Origin of the sequence: Bacillus sp. TH50 (assembly GCF_016650565.1) — a bacterium.
Taxonomy (GTDB): domain Bacteria; phylum Bacillota; class Bacilli; order Bacillales; family Bacillaceae_G; genus Bacillus_A; species Bacillus_A mycoides.
The window spans coordinates 233,443-255,710 of the sequence record NZ_JAEKFM010000008.1 but is presented as its reverse complement, the minus strand read 5'-3'; the positions used below and the strand labels follow the sequence as shown (position 1 = coordinate 255,710).

The window sequence follows — 22,268 nt, the reverse complement described above, 5'->3', positions numbered from 1 at the left end:
ATCTCATATTGCGTTTAGTTTAAGTACTGGGAATAAAAGAATAGGAATAGAAAAATTAATGTTTTGCTAAATAATCTGTTAAAGAAACTTAAAGGAATAACAAGTTCTCCTATTGTAAGGTTTTTGAGTTTATCACTTATTCGGTCTTTTTATTAATTCTTTAAATGTTTGGAAGTTTATTCTATTAACGAAAGACCAACTTGGCACAGCTTTTGTATCTGAACCTATTTTGAAAATGATATGAATACTATGTGCATGAAAACCGCTTATAATTAAAATAAGCAAAAATCCTAAGATAATAAACCAAGTCATTTTTCAGCACCTCCTTGCAGTATTTAATATTAAGATATTAAAACTGCTGAGAAAGTGTGCTATTGTCCATGAAAAATATTGAGAAATTATTGAGGGAACGTTGAGAATGTTGCAATGCTATTGATCGTTGAGGCGTTAATTATGCTTTTTCATTTGATATTTATAGAAAATGAAAATAAAAAAGAGAACAGTTGCGTGGACTGTTCTCTTAAGGAGCGGAAGTGCTGAACATTTTCAATGACAATGATTCAAGCATTCCGATAATAGTATGTGCATATATTTGCAGTTCATACAAGAAGGTAGCTAAAAAATAGCTACCTTGCCTCAGGGAGAATTCAAGAAAATCAGAGATTCATTATGGATACAGATTGGCTGTTACCAATCTATTTGTATTATTGGAAAAGATTCCACAAATTATTCATAAGTTAAAATCTCACTTCATTATAGGTTCAGTGGCTGGCAAAGTAAAAAGAGCAGTTAGAATGAACTAACTGCTCAGTTTTAGAGGATTTTGGGGTACTATTCAATTATAGTATTGAAAATCTATTCAAATAAATTATAAGTTTTATTCTGTTATTTTTGAATATTCTGTAAAAATTTTATAAAAACAAATCAATTTACAAATATATCCATTAAGGATATGTTTAATATGTGTTAAAATTTTACAGAAGGGGTGGTTTTGTGAAGAAAAATAGGGGTTTTCTTTTTAAGTTTGTGCCGCTGTTAGTATGTTTCATTTTTATTTTACAGACATCTTCAGTAAGTTTTGCAGATAGTTCTTCAGATTTATTAGAAACTACTAATTTTAATAGTTGTGATAAGCTATTGGACAGTGTTTCTGTTGAAGAGCTTGAGAGAACTGTATCGTTGGAGAATAATACCGAAACTATTAAAATTACAAATCCAGACCTTGTCAAAAAATTTGTAGAAGAAAATAATTTTGAAAAGCCGTCAAATCTTTTGCCATCTGAACTTACTTTTGTAAGGTCTTTATCAAACGAAAATAATCAAAGCGATTCCTCACAAAGTTTAGCACCAGCTTCATACTATCTTAAAAATAAAACAGCTACTTCAGCTTGTGGAAGTTCTGTATTAAAAAAGGTAAGTGGTAATTCTGGTTCTTTAACATTAAGTTTTTCTTCAAAAATTGCGGCTTCATGGAATGCAAGTGTAGGTGTAAGTGCTAGTGTGGTTTCGGCAGGAGTTGGGTTTAATGTGTCAGCTGAGTATTCTGTAACTCAAAGTAATACAATTGATACAAATGGAAGATATGCTGAGATTAGAGCTTATGCAGAATATACAGGATATCGTTTTGATGTATGGGAGTCTGGATGGTTTGGTGATAAAAAAGTTGGAAACGGGACCGCATTAAGACCTGTTGGAATATGTTTCGTGACATATCGTTAATTTAGTAAAAAAAAGAATCCTTAGAATTAAGGATTCTTTTTTCATAGTTTGATAATATGGTAGAAAAGGGGTGAATTGTTTGAAAAATATAAAAGTACGTAATGTTGTTTTAACATTTATCATATTGATCGGCATTGTACTTCTTGTGAAAAGCTTGGACTTTGCGAATAATCTTACTCATTCTTGGGTGCAAAGTGTAGGTGGTGATGTAGATGCATCGACATATAATATTATGCTAAATAATTATATGAATGTTTTCCAAATATCAGGGGGTATTTTATTTGGAATCGGAGTTTTTTATTGTCATATTCAGTATTATTTTATAAAGAGTAAATCAATTGTTAAATGAAGGTTGTAGGATATACTTGCTGCAATCATTTTCTTATTTAACAATAGACTGCGTTATTAAAAAGGGGAAACGTTGGTGAAATAAAGGGCATCGTTCTAATAAGAATGATGCCCTGCTTATTTTAAACATGATCTACTGAGCTACTTTTTCAATTGTAGGCATAACAGCAATTGGTGGTAGAGATTTAGTCCATGCAGCTGCATATATGTTTAACTTTTCACCTAAAGTGTAATCTTCTCCATTGGAAACAGGAACTCTTAGAATCTTATTCTGGGAAACTAGTTCCCACCAATCAGTTTGATAAGCAAGTGCTTCATCTTTTGTAGAAGTAGCTGCAACTACTAAATAATTGTTGTCTACCGAGATAACATATCCAGTAAAAGGTTCTTGCTCTTGGTTTTGAATAGAATGAACAGGTGTAGCGCTTCCAGAAGAATTATTTGAATTTGCAAAGGCTGGTGTTAATCCGAAAGTGAATCCACATCCTAATGTTAAAGCTGTTACGGTTGTTACTAATTTTTGTTTTTTTGTAAACATTATATATCCCCTTTATATTTTATCCTTACACTATTCACTTTCTAGTTATATACATATAAAGCCTTTTAATATTATGATGTTTAACAATTCTGTCACAAATATCCTATAAATGTTAATATTATCTATTAATGGGAGTGGATTCGTGTTATAATTCACTAGGTGAACTATTATTGTTCCTTTCATCTCTTGATGAATGTATGCTCTTCCTTAATTGTAAATATGTTCGATTTTATTGGTGAAGAGGGAGGAAATCCCTCTTCTTTTTTTATTAATATGGGATTTTATGTAATGAACAGAAAAAGAACCCTATAGGGCTCTTTTTCTAGGCATATTAACAGTAAGGAGAGTAATGAAATGCTAATTTCAAATCTTTATTAGGTGAAAGATTTTGAAAAAGCTTGTCATGTTATTATTTTTACACATATGTAAGATATAGTAAATTGATAACATTTAGACTTACTATTACTAATATTCAATTAAGATAGTTAACACTATTTTTATGTTGTTAACTATCTGGTTCGGCATGGAATACTTAAAAGAATGTAACAAAAACTTTTTTTGGGGAATTTATTGTTGGTTATAAACGATTTAAAAATAAAACTAATCAATAAAGACCCTGTAGAAAATACAGGGGTAATGGATAACATAGCTTCTTATCAACTCAGTAGCATATATTTTTTAAGGGCTTTACTAAGTTTTTTGAAAGATTTAAGAACAAGAAGAAAGTTTTTAATGCTAGAATTCTGGAAACGTTAGGGTAGAAATTTAATGTTTTTGGAAAAAAGAATTGACTTCTACATTAGTTGTAACTAGAATGGTTACATGAAGGTGTAATCAATAAAGTTACAACTAATGTCTGCTTAAAAAATATCATTTATATATTTAATTAAGGATGGTGGTCCACACGTTGCCACCCGGTGTAGAAAGTTACTAACGCATTCAAATTAATGCATAATCCCAAATTTAGTATTTTCTGATACGGGGCAATAATGTGCAATGTTATCTTTTGTTAAAAACCTTGGTTAATCTTTCTTTGGAAATATTAGTTTTTGGGGAATATAGTAAGGTATCTCCAAAAGAACAAGGTAAAAAAGATGTACTTATATAAACCAAAAAGTTAGCTGAGCTGGATAATAAAAATAAAGGTAGGAGATTTAAATGGAGACGAAACAAGATAACCTTATTTACGTATGGGACGCATATTGTGGATGGTGCTATGGCTTTTCAGAAAGTATTAAAGAATTTTACAAAAACCACACTGAAGTGCCATTAACGGTTTTATGTGGAGGGTTATTTTCAGATAATTTATCAATGAAAAACTTCTCATATATAGAAGAGGGAAATAAAAGAATTAATCAACTTACAGGTGCAGAATTCGGGCCTTCATATCAAAAATTGGTGGAAGAAGGTACTTTTAAAATGAATTCGAAAGATGCTGCAATTGGTTTTTCGGCATTACGCTCATTAGCGCCAGACCGTTTGTTAGAATTCACTTCGGCTATGCAAAAAGCGTTTTATTTTGAGGGACAAAGTCTAAGTAATCCTGAAACATATCGTAAGATCGCAATTGAGCATGGTTTGGACCCTGAACAAGTGCTAGAGCGTTTAAACGCTCAAGAAACACTAATAGATGTCCAAAACGATTTCAATAAAGTTCGACAGCTTGGTGTTAATAGTTATCCTTCATTACTTTTACAAAAGGATAATCAAATTATTCCTATTGGTGGTGGGGTGATGACACCAGATAAAATCGAAGCGCGTTTTAAAAGTTTATATTAATGAATCTTAAGCTACAGTATATTGCATTTTAACGTTTTAAAAAAGACTTGAAGTAAATGGGCTTAAACCTTTTTATAACAGTTGGTTTCAATTTGTTTTTTAAAGAGTCCAATTTTAATTTTATTATAGGCCATAGTAGCAAACATGTTAGCTTACGCCAACGGACATTCATCTCTCTCCTATTTGCTGGTGTTATCACACTTTCAGGTAAATTGAAGAGGGAGCTTCTGGCGGAACAAGATAAAAATATGTTAACTAATTAATAACTTTAACAAAAGGAGAATAACATTCTATGTTTAAGACAATCGATACAAATCAAAAAGATGTGAAATTGACGGTGTTTAGTTCAGACGAAAAAAGTTTTATGGTCACTGCAACCTTAGTTGAGAAAGCGGGACATGCATTTTTAATAAACTCAAAATTTACTCAGTCTGATTCGAAAGAAATTGTAGAGTATTTGAAAAAAAACGACTTATCTTTAGATAAAATCTTTATTATTCATGGAGATCCTGATTACTACTTTGGATTAGAAAGTATTAAAGCTGCTGACCCAGAAGCTATAGCATATGCTACAGAGTCTACTGTTGAACATATCGTTCATTCTGTCTTAGGGAAATTAAAAGTTTGGAAAGACACCCTTGGAGAAAATGCACCAAGTAACGTGGTATTACCTCAAGTGTTTAAAGAAAAAAAGATTGATTTTCAGGGGTTAACATTTGAACTAGTAGGCTTAGATCATTACAGAACTAACCTATTTAATAAAGAGCTAAAATTATTAATTGGTGGTATTGATGTATTTAACGAAATACATGTATTCTTAGCGGATACTAGCTCAAAAGCGACTATGGAGGCATGGATTGAGAACTTGAAAGTATTACAAGCATTAAATGCTGACATAATTGTACCTAGCCATGGATCAATCGAAAAATCCTTAAATAATCAATCCCTTACTGCGACAATGGATTATCTAAGAACTGCGATTCAAGCTTCTGAGGAAAGTAAAACTTCAAAAGATTTTGTAGCGAAACTTGATGCAGCATATCCAGGCTATGCAAATAAAGGTGTATTAGAATTAAGTGCAAAAGTTGTAACAAAAGAAATGCCTTGGGGTTAATGCTATGAATAAATATCAAAAACTATTACATGAAACGTATGTGTTAACTGGCGAGGGAAAAATGGATGCTTTCAAAACATATTTAAGTGAAAATGTATCTTGGACAGAAGCTGCTGGGTTTCCATATGCGGGCACTTATATAGGTCCTGATGAAGTAGTGAAAAATGTACATGAACGTCTTGGTACTGAATGGGATAACTATAGCGCTAAAGATGAAATTTATGCTTTTAATAACAATACTGTTATCGTGTATGGAAAATATAGTGGAACATATAAAGTAACAGGGAAATCATTCATAGCAGATTTTTGTCATCTTTATGAGTTTGATGAGAACGATAAGGTTAAGAAGTTTATTCAAATTGTGGACAGTGCAACTGTTAATGAGGTATTAAGTTAGAGTTACCAGTTTCAAATATGCCTCGTATAAGGAGTATTGTTAGGATAGATGGATTTTCCTAACAATATTTCTTACATCACATTCTGGGAAAGATTTTTCCTTTATTAAGCGTGTTATCGAAGGTGAATTATAAAATTAAAAGAGGTAGATATATATGAAATTAGAGAAAAATTTAATAATAATAATTATTTCTGTGTTTATTTTAGGAATTGTGTCGACTTTGACATTTCAATCCTTCACTGGTAATGCCAAAGGTAACTCAATAAAGAGCGAGAATGTTGCACCAGTATCGAAAGATGATGTGGCAGAAAAAGAAAAGAATAAAAAGATGGTAGTTGATTTCTATAATGAAGTTTTTAACAAATATAATATCGATATCATCCCTAAATATGTAAGTGAAGGTTATAAGCAACATAATCCTTTTGTGGCTGATGGACGAAAAGCTTTCATGGATTTCTTTAAGGAGGATTTTGTTAAAAACCCTAACTCCTCTGCAGAAATTAAACGTGTAGTAGCTGAAGGAGATACAGTTGCTCTTCATGTACATTCTCGTGCTAACTCTCAAGATAAGGGAGTTGCTATAGTGGATATATTTCGTATAAAGGATGGTAAGATTGTCGAACACTGGGATGTAATTCAAGAGATTCCAAATGAAACAGCTAATAATAATACTATGTTTTAGATAGGAGATATATCTAATTATTATTTAATTGATAGAGATGTATAGAATTTAGAAATTTAGAGAAGTTATGTATATATGATTAAAATGAAGGGGTGTCCTAGTAGATATGGTACTAGGACATCTTTTTTTGCTTGAACTAGATTTGTTTAAATTAAAGGTTTGTTATTAGATTATTAAAATGAAATTGTATGTTTATAAAAGTCTTGTTTCTTTAATTTTTTAAACGCACATTGTAATGCCGGTGATTTGCCTATTCCTAAAACGTTTTCACTCATCTTTTTATATGGGTAATTGTGGATGTGAAAAACGCAATTGAAAAAGGAATTTGAATGATTTTGTCGAATTTATTTAATATAGTACTTTTGCGAGAGCAAACTAAATAATCTCATATTGAAACTTCACCCTTAATAGAGCAATCTATTTCTAATTAAGGTCAAAATCTTGTTATTAAAATAAATAAGAAGTATAACGCGAACCTTAAATATAGATATGTAGCGTAGTATCAACAATTCAATTATATACTTCTAATTTGCCAAGAATGGTTGATTCACATGAATCATTTTGGTTTGATGGGAAGGATGAAGACAGTTTCTATTTCATGTTTATCGTAGGCAAATTAACTGTTGAACCAAAGAATATTATCAAATCTTTCATGATTTATCTACACAATGAATTTAAGGAGAAAATGAAGTTATATTTGCGATAAGTAAATTTAAAGTTTTATACTGCATTACATATAAACCAAACAATAGCACTCGATGGTCTTTATTAAAATCTAATGGGGTGAAGTTAATAAATCATGGTAATTTAACTATGAATGGACAGAATGTAATATCTTTAATTTCTTTCAAAGAATTAGAAATGGCTTCAAGTATAGCTGAAATACCTAGTGGAGTAAAACTGATACATGATCTGGCAGCATGGGAGAAAAGTAAGAAAGGAGGGACATTGTTATTGCGGTTTTAGATACGGGTTGCAATACTGATATAAAGACGTTATCCTTTCCTATGATTTCTCAGAAAGAATAACGCTTTAGGGTTTGTTTTTTCTTGTTAGCTTGATAGCGATAGGGTAGCGCCATCAAAACGCGAATCGCGTACGCTAAGAGAATTTTGGGAGAGCTAAAAAGGCCTGATTCCCTTAAAGGACGGAACGAAGGAGAATTACTAACAGTAAAGTTGTACTCACCTAGGAAATTTAATATGCTCTCAACCAAGAGGTGAGATATTTGCCAACCTTCTTCATATGTTTAATAGCTGGATATAAATACACAGTATTACATTACATTGATAATTAGGTTTAGCTCACTGGCGCGCAGTAATAGGTCTTGTAGTATCCGTTTTTTCCAAAAGAATTGCGCGTGCTACTGCATTCATAGCTTCTTCTTTATCATTTTAGCCAAGATGGTTTTTAAAACATTTTATAGATAATCAGTACGATTAAATGGGAGACATTAGTAATTGCTTATCGATAGTAAAGTAGACGTATATAATTTAACGAATTCCTCGAAAGAATTATCCTTCCTCAAGCGCGTGAAGGGCGTAGCCCAGCGGTAGGTGGGAGATGAATTTCGGTTTGGCGTAGCCAAAAGGCTTTGCTTTTTATTTTGCCTCTGATATAATCAGTATTATAAAGTAAAAAGGTTGGTATATCAATGAAATTAGACAGCAATAATCATTCAGTGTTCTTGTTATATTATCATCTTGTGTTGGTCGTAAAATACAGAAGAAATGTGTTTGATGATGATATGTCAGATTATGCAAAAGACATGTTTATCAGGTTATCCGAGAATTACAACATAACACTGGTAGAGTGGAATCATGATGTAGACCATGTTCATATTTTGTTCAAGGCACATCCGAATACAGAAATGACAAAATTCATCAATGCTTATAAGAGTGCAAGTTCTCGACTAATCAAGAGAGACTTTCCACAAGTGAAAACGAAACTTTGGAAAGAGATGTTTTGGTCAAGAAGTTTTTGCTTACTAACTACTGGTGGTTCGCCAATAGATGTAGTAAAGAAATATATTGAAAATCAAGATGAAAAGTGAGGTGAAATGATATGACAAAGCATAATAAAGCATATAAATTCCGTTTGTATCCAACAGAAGAACAAGCATATCTTATGCGTAAAACCTTCGGTTGTGTACGTTTCGTGTATAATAGAATGTTAGCAGAACGGAAAGAAGCGTACGAAAAATACAAAGATGATAAGGAACAACTAAGGAAACAAAAGCCTCCAACTCCCGCGAAATATAAAGCAGAATTTGAGTGGTTAAAAGAAGTTGACTCATTAGCTCTGGCAAATGCTCAACTACACTTGCAAACTGCCTATAAGAATTTCTTTAGTGGTCAAAATGACTTCCCAACATTCAAAAGTAAAAAAGACAGAAAGTCTTATACAACGAATGTAGTAAACGGAAATATTATGTTGCTTAATAGTCATATCAAATTGCCAAAACTGAAAATGGTACGTATCAAACAGCATAGAGAGATACCACAAGATTATATGATCAAGTCATGTACGATTTCTATGACACCTACTGGTAAATACTATGTGTCCATCTTGACTGAATACGAAAAAGAGATTGTACAAAAAGAAGTAGAAACAGTTGTTGGATTAGACTTTGCGATGGATGGATTATATGTTAGTTCTGAGGGTGAGAAAGCCAATTATCCTAAGTTCTATCGTAAAATGTTAGACCGATTAGCAAAGGCACAACGAGTATTAGCAAGACGCATTGGAATAAACAACGTATTCGTGTAGCTAAGTTACATGAGAAGGTAGCTAACCAACGTAAGAATTTCCTTCATCATGAGTCTAAAGAGTTGGCTACTCATTTTGATGTTGTAGCTATTGAAGACCTAAACATGAAAGGAATGTCGCAAGCACTTCATTTTGGAAAAAGTGTCGCTGACAATAGTTGGGGAATGTTCACTACTTTTTTAGCTTATAAACTATACGAACAAGGAAAACAACTTATGAAAATAGACAAATGGTTTCCTTCCACAAAAACATGTAGCAGTTGTGGAAATGTAAAAAATATGTCATTGTCTGAACGAGTCTATTCTTGCATATGCGGTGTAAATCTCGATAGAGATTATAACGCAGCTATCAATATCAAAAATGAAGCAATACGTCTATTAGTGTTAGCGTAAATAGCAATAAAATAACCTTTGGAACAAGGGAGTTAGCTCGGCTGTCTTAGGACGAATTCGTTAGCTATCAAAAGTAACGACTAACCGAGAAGCCCCCACTTCAAACAGTCCGTTAGGACGTTAAGTGGCGGGTAGTTCACGAAGCATATGCTTTAGTAACTGCAGAAATTCTTTATCACTTTTATCATCTTTTATATAATCCTGTTCATAGTTAAAAATCATTCGTACTAACATAAAAGCTGTAAGTGGTAATGGTACCTTATGCAAAGCTCCTTGCTGATAACCTTTTTCGAGCAAATTACTTATCATTTTAATTGCTTCTTCTTCAGACTTTTTAAAACAAGCTGTAATTTCAGGTGAATGGTACTCTTTATATTCTTGAAAGAGTGTAGAAACAAACGGATCTTGATGATATTCTAGGCTGATATAATGAAGGATTTTTTGTATTCGAAGTAAAACATCTTTTTCCTCTTTATATAAATCAAATAATTGTGAACGTATAAGCTGAATATGACGCATATAGCAGTCACATAATATTTCAGTTTTATCTGTATAGTAATAATAAATAGTACCTTTACCAACTTTAGCTTTCTTTGCAATTTCATCAACCGTTGTGTTACGGACACCACGCGTAGAGAACAGTATTGTGGCAGATTGAATGATTTTCATTTTTTTATTTTCTTTTTCTAATTTGATCATTGTCTACACCCTATCCTTGAAATATTTAGCGAAGTTTTCTTTTATTACATTCTCTATCATTCTATTTTTCATTTTTTAAAGCTTAATAGAAAGTCCCCTAGTTGCTTCTTATAGAATAACATACACCATTCTTATTTCTAGTATATAACTATAATAGAATGCAACTTTATAACTTAGGATGAAAATGAAAGTTTAAGGTAATAACTTTTTAATCGGACGATGAAAATTCAAGTGAAAGGAGACAGTGATTTCTTTCTTGATTGAATTATTTGATTTTTTATTCAATTCATTTTATTATATAAACATGACTAAAAGATGTTTTTAGTCGGATTTTTTTACGGAAAACCGACTGATATTTGATTTTAGTCGGTTTCTATACTATTTGAGAGAAGGTAGACACTATGTGTGGAATTGCAGGGTGGATAGACTGGTCTAAAGACCTGTCTAATGAACAAGAAACGTTAAAAAAAATGACAGATGCTATCATTCACCGAGGACCTGATGCAGAGGGGCATTGGTTTTCAAAACGGGCGGCATTAGGTCATCGACGTCTCATCGTCATTGATCCTGAAGGTGGCCTTCAACCTATGCTGTATAAAGATGGAAATGATACGATTGGTCTTACGTTCAATGGAGAAATTTATAACTATCAAGAATTACGTAAAGAACTTGAGGAGAAAGGTCATGAATTTCAGACAAAGTCTGATACAGAGGTATTACTACATGCTTATTTAGAATGGCAAGAAGATTGTGTTCAACACTTAAATGGGATTTTTGCTTTTGGTATTTGGGATGAAAGATTTGGGAAATTGATGCTTGGTCGTGATCATCTAGGTGTGAAGCCTTTATTTTTCGCTCAAAGAGGGAGTGCAATTCTCTTTGGTTCAGAGTTAAAAGTTTTACTTTCGCACCCACTTGTAGATGCAGAAGTAGATAAAGAAGGACTTTCTGAGATATTTTGTCTTGGACCAACACGTACTCCAGGTCATGCAATTTTCAAGGATATACACGAAGTGCGTGCTGGCCATTATATGACGTTTACCTCTAATGGCTCGAATACGACACAGTATTGGAAACTTGAAAGTAAAAACCATATAGATGATATTGATATGACAGTGGAGACAATCCGCTCCATTTTACAAGATACGGTTAAACGTCAGTTAATTGCTGATAGACCCGTGGTATCTATGCTTTCCGGAGGTTTAGATTCAAGTGGTCTAACAGGTTTAGCAGGAAACGAATTTGGGAATAAAGGGGAACACCTTCATACATATTCCCTGAATTTCATCAATGATGAAAAAGACTTTGAGCAAGACTTCCTTCGTTTTGATCGTGATGAACCTTGGGTGAAACGTGTGGCTGAATATGTAGGAACAAAGCATCATTCTATAGAGTTGGGATCAGATAGTTTAATAGAGCATTTATTAATTCCAATGCGAGCGCGTGATCTACCTGGAGTTGGAGAACTAGAAACATCACTTTATTTGCTATTTAAGGAAATGAAAAAAGACGCAACAGTTGCACTTTCAGGCGAATCCGCAGATGAAGTGTTCTCAGGATATCCATGGTTCCATCAAGAGAAGTTTTTAGATGCAGAGATATTCCCTTGGAGTGTTAATTTATGGTATAGTACAGAAATTTTATCAGAGGATTTTAAAGAAAAGATTAGCCCTGAAAAATATCAAAAACAAAAATTTGAAGATGCGGTTGCTGAGGTTCCTTTTTTAGAAGGTGAAAGTGATCTGCAAATGAAGCAACGTCAAATGTCTTACATGTTTATTACACGTTTCTTGCCATTTATGCTAGAACGAAAAGATCGTACAAGTATGATGAATGGCTTTGAAGTGCGAGTTCCATTTTGCGATTACCGGCTTGTAGAATACTTATGGAATGTTCCATTCGAAATGAAAAGCATAGACAATATTGAAAAAGGTATTTTACGTCGAGCTTTTGAAAATGTACTTCCAGAGGATGTACTTTATCGCAAAAAAAGTGCATATCCAAGCACAAAGGATGCTTCTTATCTACAAGGTATTAGTGATTGGATGTTACATGTGTTGAACGATCCTCAATCACCTATTTTACCATTAATAAATGTAGAAAGAGTTCGTGCTATTGCAGAAGGAAAAGACAAAGTAATTTCTGGTAATGATGCACGAGGTATAATAGATTATTTACTTCAAGTTAATAGTTGGCTTCAGGAATATAATATTAAATTAGTATGATAAATGTAATCTTCGAATAAAGAGGATAGATGAATCCTCAATGACCTAAGTGAACCGCATCTCCAATGTATTAGATAGTTATCTAACATTTGGAGATGCGGTTTTATTATCTTGATTTGCAATAACGCTAATCAGTTAGTAAATTAGAATTGAATAAGGGACATGGAAAGAACTAGGGGGAATAATATGAATTGGAGGTCCCACGTAAAGAGAATACGATGAACCTTTTAATTAGAGAATTAGAAGTAGATGATTTAGACAATTTACCGGAGATTGATGATAGTTTTATAGTAAACTCTCGGTTAATTCTTTCTCTTTCAAAAGTAAATAAGCAAATAGAATATACAGTAGAAGACGTTCCAAGTTATGAGAAAAGTTATTTACAAGATCAAGATGATGATGAACTAGCATACACTGAATATATAAATAAGCCTGATCAAGTAATTTACATAGCAATTTTACATGACCAAATTATAGGAGTAATGGTATTGAAAAAGAATTGGAATCACTATGCTTACATAGAAGATATAAAGGTGGATAAAAAATATCGTTCACTTGGAGTAGGTAGGAGGTTAATTGAGCAAGCAAAGCAGTGGGCAAAAGAAAGCAATATGCGGTTCTGGTGCAAAGATTGTATTTATTTGAAAGAGGTATATAGATTCCTAATGGAATCTATTCTTATGCAGCCATTCCGAATAGTTGATGAATAAACTTCACTTCATTTTGGACAGACTTGTCCCGTAAAATAAGTTGGCCTTTTTTAATGATATGCATCGCTTCTATTCCTGAAAGAATAGATTTAGCTGTACGAAAAGATTTCAATCCTAGCATTGAACGAACTCTCTTTTTAATAAAACGATGATCTTGCTCTACAATGTTATTAAGGTATTTTTCCTGCCTTATTTGGATGCCCACAGGCATCTTTTTCTCTGTCTTCAACTCTTCAATCGCTATAGGATAGGCCGGGTTTTTGTCCACTGTAATCACACGGGGCTTTGAAACATGAAAAGACTGCAAAGCTTTCTTGAAAAAACGCTTTGCAGCCCTATGATCTCTTGTTTTGCTTAAATGAAAATCAATTGTATATCCTTTTGAATCAACAGCACGATATAGGTACATCCATTGACCTTTGACTTTCACATACGTCTCATCGACTCGCCAAGAATCATTGGTTGACTTAAGATGACGTCGTACTCGCTTATCTAATTCGGGACCATATTGATGAACCCATCGCATGATAGTTGTATGAGCCAGGGATAGCCCGCGTTCTTCCATCATTTCGACTAAATCACGAAAACTGAGGTTGTACCGTAGGTACCATCTCACGGTTAATAAAATAACATCCGGTTGATAATGTTTCCACTTGAATAGATTTTGCTTTTCCATACCAATCACATCCTTTTTTAGAGTAATAGTATCAGTATGTCCAAGTCTGAAAGACTTTTTTTAGATATTTTGAAGTTTTTGCACCAGAACCCGTATAATTATATTATCAATACAAATGTACTTACAGGTTTCTTTGTACTTAGTGCGTCATTCTTTGTAGCAGGTACGATGTTAATAGCAACTGGTTCAATTCTAAGAGCTATCAAGGAAAAGTAAGTGAAGAACAAATACTTGAACCGTCAATAACACTATATAATTAAAAATGGACTTCCTTAGGGAGGTCTTTTTTTATCTTTACTTTTGTTTCTACGAAGCAGGACATGACTTACGGGATAGTACAGATTCAACTCTCTGCTCATTATAAGGAGAAGAATGGAGTCTCTAGAATTGTTTGCTAAAGGGGCTAAGCTAAGAGTGTTTTTAATAAAATAAAATGTATCTGTTATTTGCTTGTGTATCGTTATATCATACTTAGTAGGTTGGGATTTAAAAGTATCAGTAAAACATTATAAAAACGGATCAAACCATTGGTATCATTGGGTTTGTAGCTTTTTAATGATATTATGATAGTATATCAATTGAGACAAGTCTCGCTCTTCTATTTAAACCTTAAAGACTTATTTGATTCTAAATATAATCAAGAACAGGAGAATGATGATGAATCTAAATAGTATGGTTAATTCAGCCTTAAAAGAAAAAGAAATAAGTAAACATTCATGGGCTTTAAAATCAAATAATATTGCTATGAAAAAAATGGATAAATCCTCTTTTATTAATAATGAAACAGGTATTCCTATTGATATAAGGTCTTTTTTTGAGATAGATGTAATGAAGGAAAATAGCAATATTCAAATAACTCTAGAGTTTATGAAACAAGACTATCTTGCTAGGATTAGAAAAGGATTGGGAGAAAAAGCTAGGACAAAATTATTATGGCCTAGTAAATTAACCGAGTATGTTCAAATGAAGAATCCTAATATATATGAAGAATTTAGAAAGGATAATAAAGTTGATGATAACGTACCGTATATGATTTTTAAAAAGATAGATAAGAAATACTATAAGGTTTCTTTTTCTACAAGTTTGGAAGAATATGAAGGAATAGGTTCTGTTCAAGTTACTTCAACTTCAAAGTTAGAACCAGTTAAAAGAAATCGAGAGTATAGTTCTTATGGAGAGGAAATAAGAGATTCTGTTGTATATGAGTACTTATTCAATGCGAAAAGTCACCACTGGATTGATGAAAATATCCTTGGTTTAGATTCGAAGGAGAGCAAAGGTTATCAAGCTATGGGTATTCTACATCATATTGGGATAAAGAATGACCATAAAGGAATCTTTGAAGGAATAAATATTTCTGATGCTCTGTCTCTGTTACAAAAAGAAATGGAAGATTTTAATCCTATTAAGGATGTTCTAATACGATTGAGTGAAGAAGCTATAACAATAACTCTTGATACACATGTGGATGAAGAAGATGATTTTCCTGAAGGGAAAGAAAAGTTTAGATTACACAGATATAGAGAACGTAATAATAAATTAATTAAACAAGCTAAGGAACGCTTTATCCAAGTACACGGGAGGCTTTATTGTGAGGCGTGCGGAATGGACTTTGAACAAGTTTATGGTGATAGAGGAAGGAATTTCATAGAGGCACATCATAGAAAACCGATATCTGAAATGAAAAATGATGAAACGACTAAAATTGAAGATTTAGCAATGCTTTGCCCTAATTGTCATAGTATGATTCATCGTAAGCCACTGGTTACTGTTGAAGAGCTGAGATTTTTAATTCAATCGAAAGGGAAATTTATATAAATAGATTAAAAAATTTAACAATGTAACACATAATGGTATGAATAAGCCCTTAATATGATGTTTTATCGTAAAGGAATAGGTGAAAGTTATGCTGCACGTGAAGTTTGATTTTTAAAAAGGTGTGATATTACACCTATATATAATAAAGGTACTTAAATTTGGAATTTATATCAGGAGAAGTTATTCATTTAAGATAATGAATTAATGTTAATTTTGTTTAAGAAAACTGTGAATTAGATGGAGCAACGTGTTTTGATGAGTTATATAATCTCATATTTAGACCCGAAGATACATAATCGAGAAGAGGAACCGCTATTCTCAGAGTACACTTATGGAGATGGTGAGAAAAATGGGAGGATTTTGAAAGCTAAAGTTTCAAAGGAAGGCTTCCTTTTTTATAAAAGTATAGAAAATATCCTCTGTATTACCGCATTTTACAAAATGGGAAAAAACGGATATTCATAAAACGGCCGCCGTTCCTAAGGTTCGCTTTCATGATTTACGTCATACCCATGCAACGCTACTACAAGATAAGGATGTGAATATTGAGATTATTTCTGAGAGATTAGGACATAATAACATTAAAATCACATTAAATACATACTCGCGTGTGCTGCGAACAATGCCAGAGGATGCAGTCAACAAAATTGAGTAGATCTTGTAAGTAATGTGACCAATTCTGTGAACATTGGTGTTATAAAGTATGAAAGTAATCAAATAAACCTCCACCCTATCAAGGTGGAGGCCTTTTAGCTAATTTAGTCTTCCTTTTGTATTAAAAACTCCCAAAACTTCTTTAATTCCTCCTGCTTTTGAGGAGAGGCACTTTTAATAGCTTTAAACCACTGTTCTAATTCTGTATCAGTTACCTCAATATTATCTCTTGTAATGAATCCTATTTCTTCTAATAAGGATTTTGTGCTTATATTCATGGCATTTGATATCTTTTCTATTACTAAAAGCGTGGGTTCTACAGGTTTTCCAGTTCTTGAATCTACACCTTTTTCAAGTTTGTCTATATAAGTATGACTAACATCACATTTTTGAGCAAACTCGCGTAAGGATAGTTTATTTGTTAAACGATAATTTTTTATAATTTCACCAAGAGTTTTCTTCATATATAATCCTCCTAGTACAATTGTAAACAATAATTTACAAAAAGAAACTAAAATAGAGAAAAAACATGTAAAACATTGTTGACGATTAAGTAAACTATGGTTTACAATTGTTTTGTAATCATATGAATACAAAATTGGAGAGGAGTATAGAAATGAATAAGATAGCTGAATTAAGGAAAGAAAAACGAATATCACAAGAAAAGTTAGCGGCACAAGTTGGTTTATCGCGCACTTATATTTCTGAGATAGAGAATAATAAAAAACAACCTAACGTTAAGTTAGCTATAAAAATAGCAAAAGTTTTAGGAACAAGTGTGGAATCTATTTTTGGGTCCTTTTGTAAACTATAGTTTACAAAAGGAGGGTAGAGAATTTGAATAAGATATATATCAGTTCCATCATAATTTAGATAGTCAAATTAATAGTAAAAAATACAGAAGAGGAAGTGTTCAATATGAATATGAAAACATTTGAAATGCGTGAAAAACGATTAGCAGAACTACTAGGTGCAAAAGTACTATGGGAATTTATTAGTGCTGTAACAGAGGAAATTGAAAAGCAAGAACTAGAGTCTACTCCAGGTTTATTAGAAGATCTATTCGTACATGTGAAAGAAACCATTCAAATTCAAAATATGAACAAGAGCATAACAAAAGCCCCTGTAAAAACAGAGGCTGATGGTATAAATAAAGATACATTATTTATGGAAGCGTATGTAGAATTAATTAATCATAAGTTTCTTATTTCTGAATTAGCTGTAGAGCTTTCATCTGTTCTAAAAGAATTAAATTGTTTTGTTCAATCATCTTTGCCACTGCTTCAAAGTGAGCTTGATTCTCAAGAACCTCAATCTGCTTCTCTTTAGGGAGTGATTGAAGTATTTCTTTTATTTCTTTACACTCGTATATGTTATTCTTCGAGTCTTCGATTAATTTATTGCGACGATTGGTGTATTCAAGTGCACCTAATGTCGCTAATGCTCGCGTATCTAGTCCTAGGATTTCCATGCATTCATCTCCTTTCCCTCTACAATAATTCGATAGGGGAAAGGAGATTCCTTTAATGACTTGCTAGAGTGTTTATATAGTTATATAAGATGCTATTTATTAGTGGGAATGTAATTTAGCAGAAATACAATAGAATTAGACTTAAAAGAGCTTCTTAAAAGGATGAGAAGAAAGGGTAACCCAGTAAGTCTCACTCCTTTTCCTTAAATGCTCTACATATGACACGGTTGTTTCCTTTTATCATGAATTTTACATTGGATTCTTTGGGGAAGATTAGGTAGATATAGGATATGGGGGATGAATGAATAGATAAACAAAATGAAAGAGAATTGTAAGAATTACAGGGATTGTTAAGGGGTTATTAGGTGAAAATTTTCAAGTACTTAAGAGTGGGAAGATGTGTATCAATCGTTACTTAAAAAGTAAAAGATTAGTTATTAAATAGGGAGAAGTGTCTAAGTTACTTGTATAGATGAAATAATGGAACATATGAAATTAAAGCATGATGAAACATGTTGAAATAAATAGAAGGGGATCTTTAGGTAGGCTAAGCTGAGAGATAAGGTATGCTGAGAAAGTGGCTATTGAATTCGAAGAAGTTAAAGTGTGAAAGGTATCACTTATGTAAGAATATCTATTACTAATTTACTCTATATAAAAAAACAGCTGCACAAAAGTACAGCTAGTCTTCGTCGTAAATTTATATAGCCTGAATGACAAATTGAGATTGAGGTATATATAGTAATTGAGCTGCTAAGGAAGTTGTTGTGTTAGCAAATGGATATGCTTCCTTATAAAGAAATTTACTATACACTATTTCATTCATTTCAAAGGTCGTATATAGTTTTTTAAGGATATTTTGAGAAATTTTATTTGTACAAGCAGCAATAAAATCAAAATCTTTTTTACTTATCTCTTGAATGGCATGTGAAAGAAGGGTGGTGATTATCCCACTCCCCATCCAATCTGGATGACAAGCGCCCATATCTAGATAGACCAATTTTTCTTTATCTAAATGAGAAAACTCAATAGATTCTGTCTCTAATGTATCTAAAAGTTGAAAAATAGGTTCCATTTGTGGGCATAGTTCAGTCGCTTTATCTGTATCTATTAGTGGCTGGGTTACTTTTTTTGTTAAAAGAACTCCAACAATTTGAAAATTTTCTATTGCTACAAATGACATGGCTTGAGATACAGCTTGTTTCATCATTTCTTCGCACATTTTGTGAAAAGAAGCAAAAGGAATTTGTAAACTGCTTACAAGAGGTTCATTATTCACAAAAGAATGTGCAAGTAAATGTGCTGCATCTTTCACGTGGTGTGTATCAAGTAGCTCTATATTCATATGTTTTTCCTCTTCCCTGATATAGTTAATAGTAATTAAAAGGATTAAAAATTTTATTTAATTTAGTTAAGTTTAACTATTAAAGCGCTAACAAAAATGGTTATTAAACATATGAATAAATCTGTTTAGTAGCAATCGAAATATGTTTATAAAGAAATTCTACGATCTCATCTATACATTCAACAGTTGTATATGGAGAGATTGAAAAGAATTTTAATGTAGAAATCGGATTTCTATCATAACTGTTTATTACATCTACTACACAAGAACGAGTTGTATCACCAAAAAATACTTGATCGCGATTTTTTCCTAGGTAATTAAATAGTTCTATATTTAATCGGTTTGTACCCTCAATCTCTTCCTTTGTTGCAAGGCCTATTCGTTCTTTTTCCCAATTTTCTTGGCCATCTCCATTCATATAAAAACGGAAAGTTGTAATTGGTCCATATGTAAAATCATTTGTGATTGCGACTTGAGGTAGGACCTTGCGCAACTTTTCTCTAAATAATAGATTTACACGAATATAATTTGCTAATAATTTTTGGTATCCTTCAATTCCAAAGGCTAATAGATTGATATACATCGGAATAGCACTACCAGCTCGTGAACATTCTAAAGTATAGCCTGTATGATAACTCCCATATGATCTATTACCAAGATAAGGTGTATCATCTTGTTCAATGTCCATCAGTTGTAAATCAGTATGATTTTTTACGATTAAAATACTTGAAGCATAAGGTGTTTGTCCTAATTTATGAAAATCAAAACATACACTATCAGCAAGTGCCATGTATTGCATTTTATCTTGTACGTATTGTAAAGCATTTTTTAAGCTAGGTTCAAATGAAAGTGGATTTTCTTCGAAACTATAATTATTAAAGAAACTATAGAATCCGCCCATTGCAGAATCAGCATGGATATAAATAGGTTTTAATTTATATTTTTTCTGTATTGTTTCAGCGCTCTCTTTAATTTTTTTTATATCATCAATGGTAAATGTATCTGTTGACCCCATAGTAGCTAGAATATAAAGAGGGATACCGTCATTTTTAATAACTTGTATCATTTTATTCTCTAAATCTTCTATATCCATAGAGTTTGTATAAGGATCAGTTTTCACTTTTATTAAGTGATTTGTCCCAATGCCAGTTGCTTCAGCTGACTTTAATAAACTATAATGTGCATTTTCAGAAGCAAAGCAATATACATTTTGTGGAGCGCCATGTTCTTTTGCTGATGGGAATTGTTTAGAAATTGCTAAACGTAAGCTCGAAAATACACAACCTTGTCCACCCCATGTTGTATAACCACCGCTATTATGTGGATTATAACCAATCAGTTTTGAAAGCATGGATACAACTTTTACTTCTGCTTCAGCTGCCCCTGGACCATAAACATCCCAGACGCCATTACCATTTAAAAGTGCCATGGTTAGTATACCCAATAGTGATGGAATACTTGGTAGTGGTACAGCGTTAGACAAGTAGTATTTATTTGGATAAGGATGGCCATTCATAAATTGGTTTAGCTCTTCTATAACCTCAGACATAGTGATTCCAGCCAGTGGTATATGGCTTTGTTGAATTAAGCTATTGTAGTATCCTTCTGACTTTTCCTCACATTTACCTAAAGTAGCTCGTCCTTCATCTTTTAATCGGTCAAGATTTTTAATTATTTTCTGCATAGATTCTAATAAAAGTTGTTGTTTTTCTTCATTTCCGTCAACGCTCGGAAATAGTTTTAAAATATCTTGCATGCAGTCACTTCTCCTTGTGAAAATCTGGATTTTTATTTTACTTGGTTAAACAAAAGAGTATAATAATTTGTAATTATCCTTTCAAATATTTAGAAATGAGGAGATATTTAGAAAAAAATGTAATTCCATAGAAGATTATATGAACTATGGAATTTAAAGTAAAGAAAAATTTTTTGATTGATTTTAAAAAAAGTAATTGTGAGATAATAAAGTTTCTAAAAATATATCTGAATTAATTGTTTATTTAATTTGTATGTTGTCCTAACATGTATTCAACTAGTGTAGTAGATATTTTAATATAATGTAGAACTATTATAAGGTAGTTGAATATAAGGGCTCAACTACCTTATAAACTGTAGATATTGTTGGGAAAAGAAAAAAAAATAGGGTGGAAGTGTTAAAGATATGTTCTAGTGGAGAAGAAGTAGTAGTATGGATTTGGTAGTAAAATCAGCATAATTTTTTTGGAAGAATAATTATTCGATCAAAGTTTTTTAATGAATTCAATTTCATTATCTAATAATAATGGGCGAGTTAAATGTGAAGAGTTTTCTTCAACCTGATTAGAATTTTTTGCACCAGGAATAGTAAATGAAACGGCTGGGTGACTTAAAACATAACGTAAGGCGATTTGCGCGAGACTTCGATTTGATCGTATAAGTGAACGTAATTTCTCTACTTTATTTAAGCTATCTTTAAACCAATTTTCTTTTGGCCAATCTTTTCTTAAATCGTCGTCTGGAAATTGAGTTTCAGGATTAAATTTCCCAGTTAAAATCCCCATCTTAAGTGGACCTCTAATCACAGCACCTAAATTATGTTTTTCAATATAAGGAAGGATGTCTTTTTCAGGTTCTTTATGTTATTAGCAATATATATAGTGATCAGTTGGAATATTCTTGAATTTATTTTCGGGATATAAATTAGAGTGTATATTTTAATAAATATATATGAGATTACTTTATAAAAAGTAATTAGAATTATTAGTGAAATGATTTTTTATGCTTGAATTGAATAAAAGTATGAACTTTTACGGTATAAATATGAATTTTATTCATCATTTTAATAACTATGCAATAAGCGAAATAAATGTTGAATTTAGTCGGGAAAAATACATTTACAAATCGTAGAATATGTACATATAGTTGTAACTGTAAATATTATCCGTTTTGAAAT

16 protein-coding genes and 6 pseudogenes are annotated in these 22,268 nt (G+C 32.1%); 14 read left to right on the top strand and 8 right to left on the bottom strand.

Going from position 1 to position 22,268, the window contains the following annotated elements:
* Nucleotides 1–14: 14 nt before the first annotated feature.
* Nucleotides 15–312, bottom strand: a pseudogene (locus tag JFU23_RS30775) (hypothetical protein).
* Nucleotides 313–993: 681 nt separating this feature from the next.
* On the opposite strand from JFU23_RS30775, the gene JFU23_RS30770 reads away from it, so the two are divergent.
* Nucleotides 994–1,719 (top strand): hypothetical protein, encoded by a 726-nt coding sequence (locus JFU23_RS30770; protein WP_242483562.1) that lies wholly within the window; start codon nt 994–996, stop codon nt 1,717–1,719.
* Between the two features lie 79 nt (nt 1,720–1,798).
* A pseudogene (locus JFU23_RS29275) lies at nt 1,799–2,052 on the top strand (hypothetical protein).
* Between the two features lie 148 nt (nt 2,053–2,200).
* On the opposite strand, the gene JFU23_RS29270 reads toward JFU23_RS29275, so the two are convergent.
* Nucleotides 2,201–2,605: a DUF3221 domain-containing protein gene (locus JFU23_RS29270; protein WP_201033443.1), complete on the bottom strand. Its 405-nt coding sequence runs from the start codon at nt 2,603–2,605 to the stop codon at nt 2,201–2,203.
* A 1,158-nt stretch (nt 2,606–3,763) separates the two neighbouring features.
* Between JFU23_RS29270 and JFU23_RS29265 the strand changes: the two genes are divergently transcribed.
* From JFU23_RS29265 to JFU23_RS29240, 6 genes and pseudogenes are all read left to right on the top strand, one after another.
* A complete protein-coding gene (locus JFU23_RS29265) occupies nt 3,764–4,384 on the top strand; it encodes a DsbA family protein (protein ID WP_201033442.1) in 621 nt (206 codons plus the stop codon).
* A 292-nt stretch (nt 4,385–4,676) separates the two neighbouring features.
* The gene (locus JFU23_RS29260; RefSeq protein WP_201033441.1) at nt 4,677–5,498 is read left to right on the top strand and encodes an MBL fold metallo-hydrolase; all 822 of its coding nucleotides are present in this window, start codon (nt 4,677–4,679) and stop codon (nt 5,496–5,498) included.
* Nucleotides 5,499–5,502: 4 nt separating this feature from the next.
* Complete coding sequence (locus JFU23_RS29255) at nt 5,503–5,895, top strand: nuclear transport factor 2 family protein (protein ID WP_042889832.1); 393 nt, start codon at nt 5,503–5,505, stop codon at nt 5,893–5,895.
* A 154-nt stretch (nt 5,896–6,049) separates the two neighbouring features.
* A complete protein-coding gene (locus JFU23_RS29250) occupies nt 6,050–6,577 on the top strand; it encodes a nuclear transport factor 2 family protein (RefSeq protein WP_201033440.1) in 528 nt (175 codons plus the stop codon).
* Nucleotides 6,578–8,231: 1,654 nt separating this feature from the next.
* Nucleotides 8,232–8,630: an IS200/IS605 family transposase gene (gene tnpA, locus JFU23_RS29245; protein WP_113937393.1), complete on the top strand. Its 399-nt coding sequence runs from the start codon at nt 8,232–8,234 to the stop codon at nt 8,628–8,630.
* Between the two features lie 11 nt (nt 8,631–8,641).
* A pseudogene (locus JFU23_RS29240) lies at nt 8,642–9,738 on the top strand (RNA-guided endonuclease TnpB family protein).
* Between the two features lie 120 nt (nt 9,739–9,858).
* Here JFU23_RS29240 and JFU23_RS29235 read toward each other — a convergent pair.
* Nucleotides 9,859–10,437, bottom strand: a complete 579-nt coding sequence (locus JFU23_RS29235; protein ID WP_016096849.1) for a TetR/AcrR family transcriptional regulator — start codon at nt 10,435–10,437, stop codon at nt 9,859–9,861.
* 401 nt (nt 10,438–10,838) lie between these two features.
* On the opposite strand from JFU23_RS29235, the gene asnB reads away from it, so the two are divergent.
* Complete coding sequence (gene asnB, locus JFU23_RS29230) at nt 10,839–12,662, top strand: asparagine synthase (glutamine-hydrolyzing) (RefSeq protein ID WP_016096848.1); 1,824 nt, start codon at nt 10,839–10,841, stop codon at nt 12,660–12,662.
* 218 nt (nt 12,663–12,880) lie between these two features.
* A pseudogene (gene satA / locus JFU23_RS29225) lies at nt 12,881–13,309 on the top strand (streptothricin N-acetyltransferase SatA); the annotation flags it as partial.
* 31 nt (nt 13,310–13,340) lie between these two features.
* On the opposite strand, the gene JFU23_RS29220 reads toward satA, so the two are convergent.
* Nucleotides 13,341–14,048 (bottom strand): IS6 family transposase, encoded by a 708-nt coding sequence (locus JFU23_RS29220; RefSeq protein ID WP_201033439.1) that lies wholly within the window; start codon nt 14,046–14,048, stop codon nt 13,341–13,343.
* Nucleotides 14,049–14,705: 657 nt separating this feature from the next.
* Here JFU23_RS29220 and JFU23_RS29215 point away from each other — a divergent pair.
* Nucleotides 14,706–15,866 carry an HNH endonuclease gene (locus JFU23_RS29215; RefSeq protein WP_201033438.1) on the top strand — a complete coding sequence of 387 codons (1,161 nt, stop codon included), beginning with the start codon at nt 14,706–14,708 and terminating at the stop codon, nt 15,864–15,866.
* 463 nt (nt 15,867–16,329) lie between these two features.
* A pseudogene (locus JFU23_RS29210) lies at nt 16,330–16,521 on the top strand (tyrosine-type recombinase/integrase); the annotation flags it as partial.
* Between the two features lie 103 nt (nt 16,522–16,624).
* On the opposite strand, the gene JFU23_RS29205 reads toward JFU23_RS29210, so the two are convergent.
* A complete protein-coding gene (locus JFU23_RS29205; RefSeq protein ID WP_047387797.1) occupies nt 16,625–16,984 on the bottom strand; it encodes a helix-turn-helix domain-containing protein in 360 nt (119 codons plus the stop codon).
* A gap of 152 nt (nt 16,985–17,136) precedes the next feature.
* Here JFU23_RS29205 and JFU23_RS29200 point away from each other — a divergent pair, with 152 nt between their 5' ends.
* Both JFU23_RS29200 and JFU23_RS29195 read left to right on the top strand, forming a co-directional pair.
* Nucleotides 17,137–17,334, top strand: a complete 198-nt coding sequence (locus JFU23_RS29200) for a helix-turn-helix transcriptional regulator (RefSeq protein ID WP_201033437.1) — start codon at nt 17,137–17,139, stop codon at nt 17,332–17,334.
* A gap of 104 nt (nt 17,335–17,438) precedes the next feature.
* Complete coding sequence (locus JFU23_RS29195) at nt 17,439–17,849, top strand: hypothetical protein (protein WP_201033436.1); 411 nt, start codon at nt 17,439–17,441, stop codon at nt 17,847–17,849.
* An 842-nt stretch (nt 17,850–18,691) separates the two neighbouring features.
* Here the strand turns inward: JFU23_RS29195 and JFU23_RS29190 are convergent.
* The 3 genes and pseudogenes from JFU23_RS29190 to JFU23_RS29180 all read right to left on the bottom strand — a co-directional run.
* Nucleotides 18,692–19,336: a hypothetical protein gene (locus JFU23_RS29190; protein WP_201033435.1), complete on the bottom strand. Its 645-nt coding sequence runs from the start codon at nt 19,334–19,336 to the stop codon at nt 18,692–18,694.
* A 103-nt stretch (nt 19,337–19,439) separates the two neighbouring features.
* On the bottom strand, nt 19,440–21,092 hold the full coding sequence (locus tag JFU23_RS29185) for a pyridoxal phosphate-dependent decarboxylase family protein (protein WP_201033434.1): 1,653 nt from the start codon (nt 21,090–21,092) through the stop codon (nt 19,440–19,442).
* Between the two features lie 484 nt (nt 21,093–21,576).
* A pseudogene (locus JFU23_RS29180) lies at nt 21,577–21,954 on the bottom strand (aldo/keto reductase); the annotation flags it as partial.
* Nucleotides 21,955–22,268 lie beyond the last annotated feature (314 nt).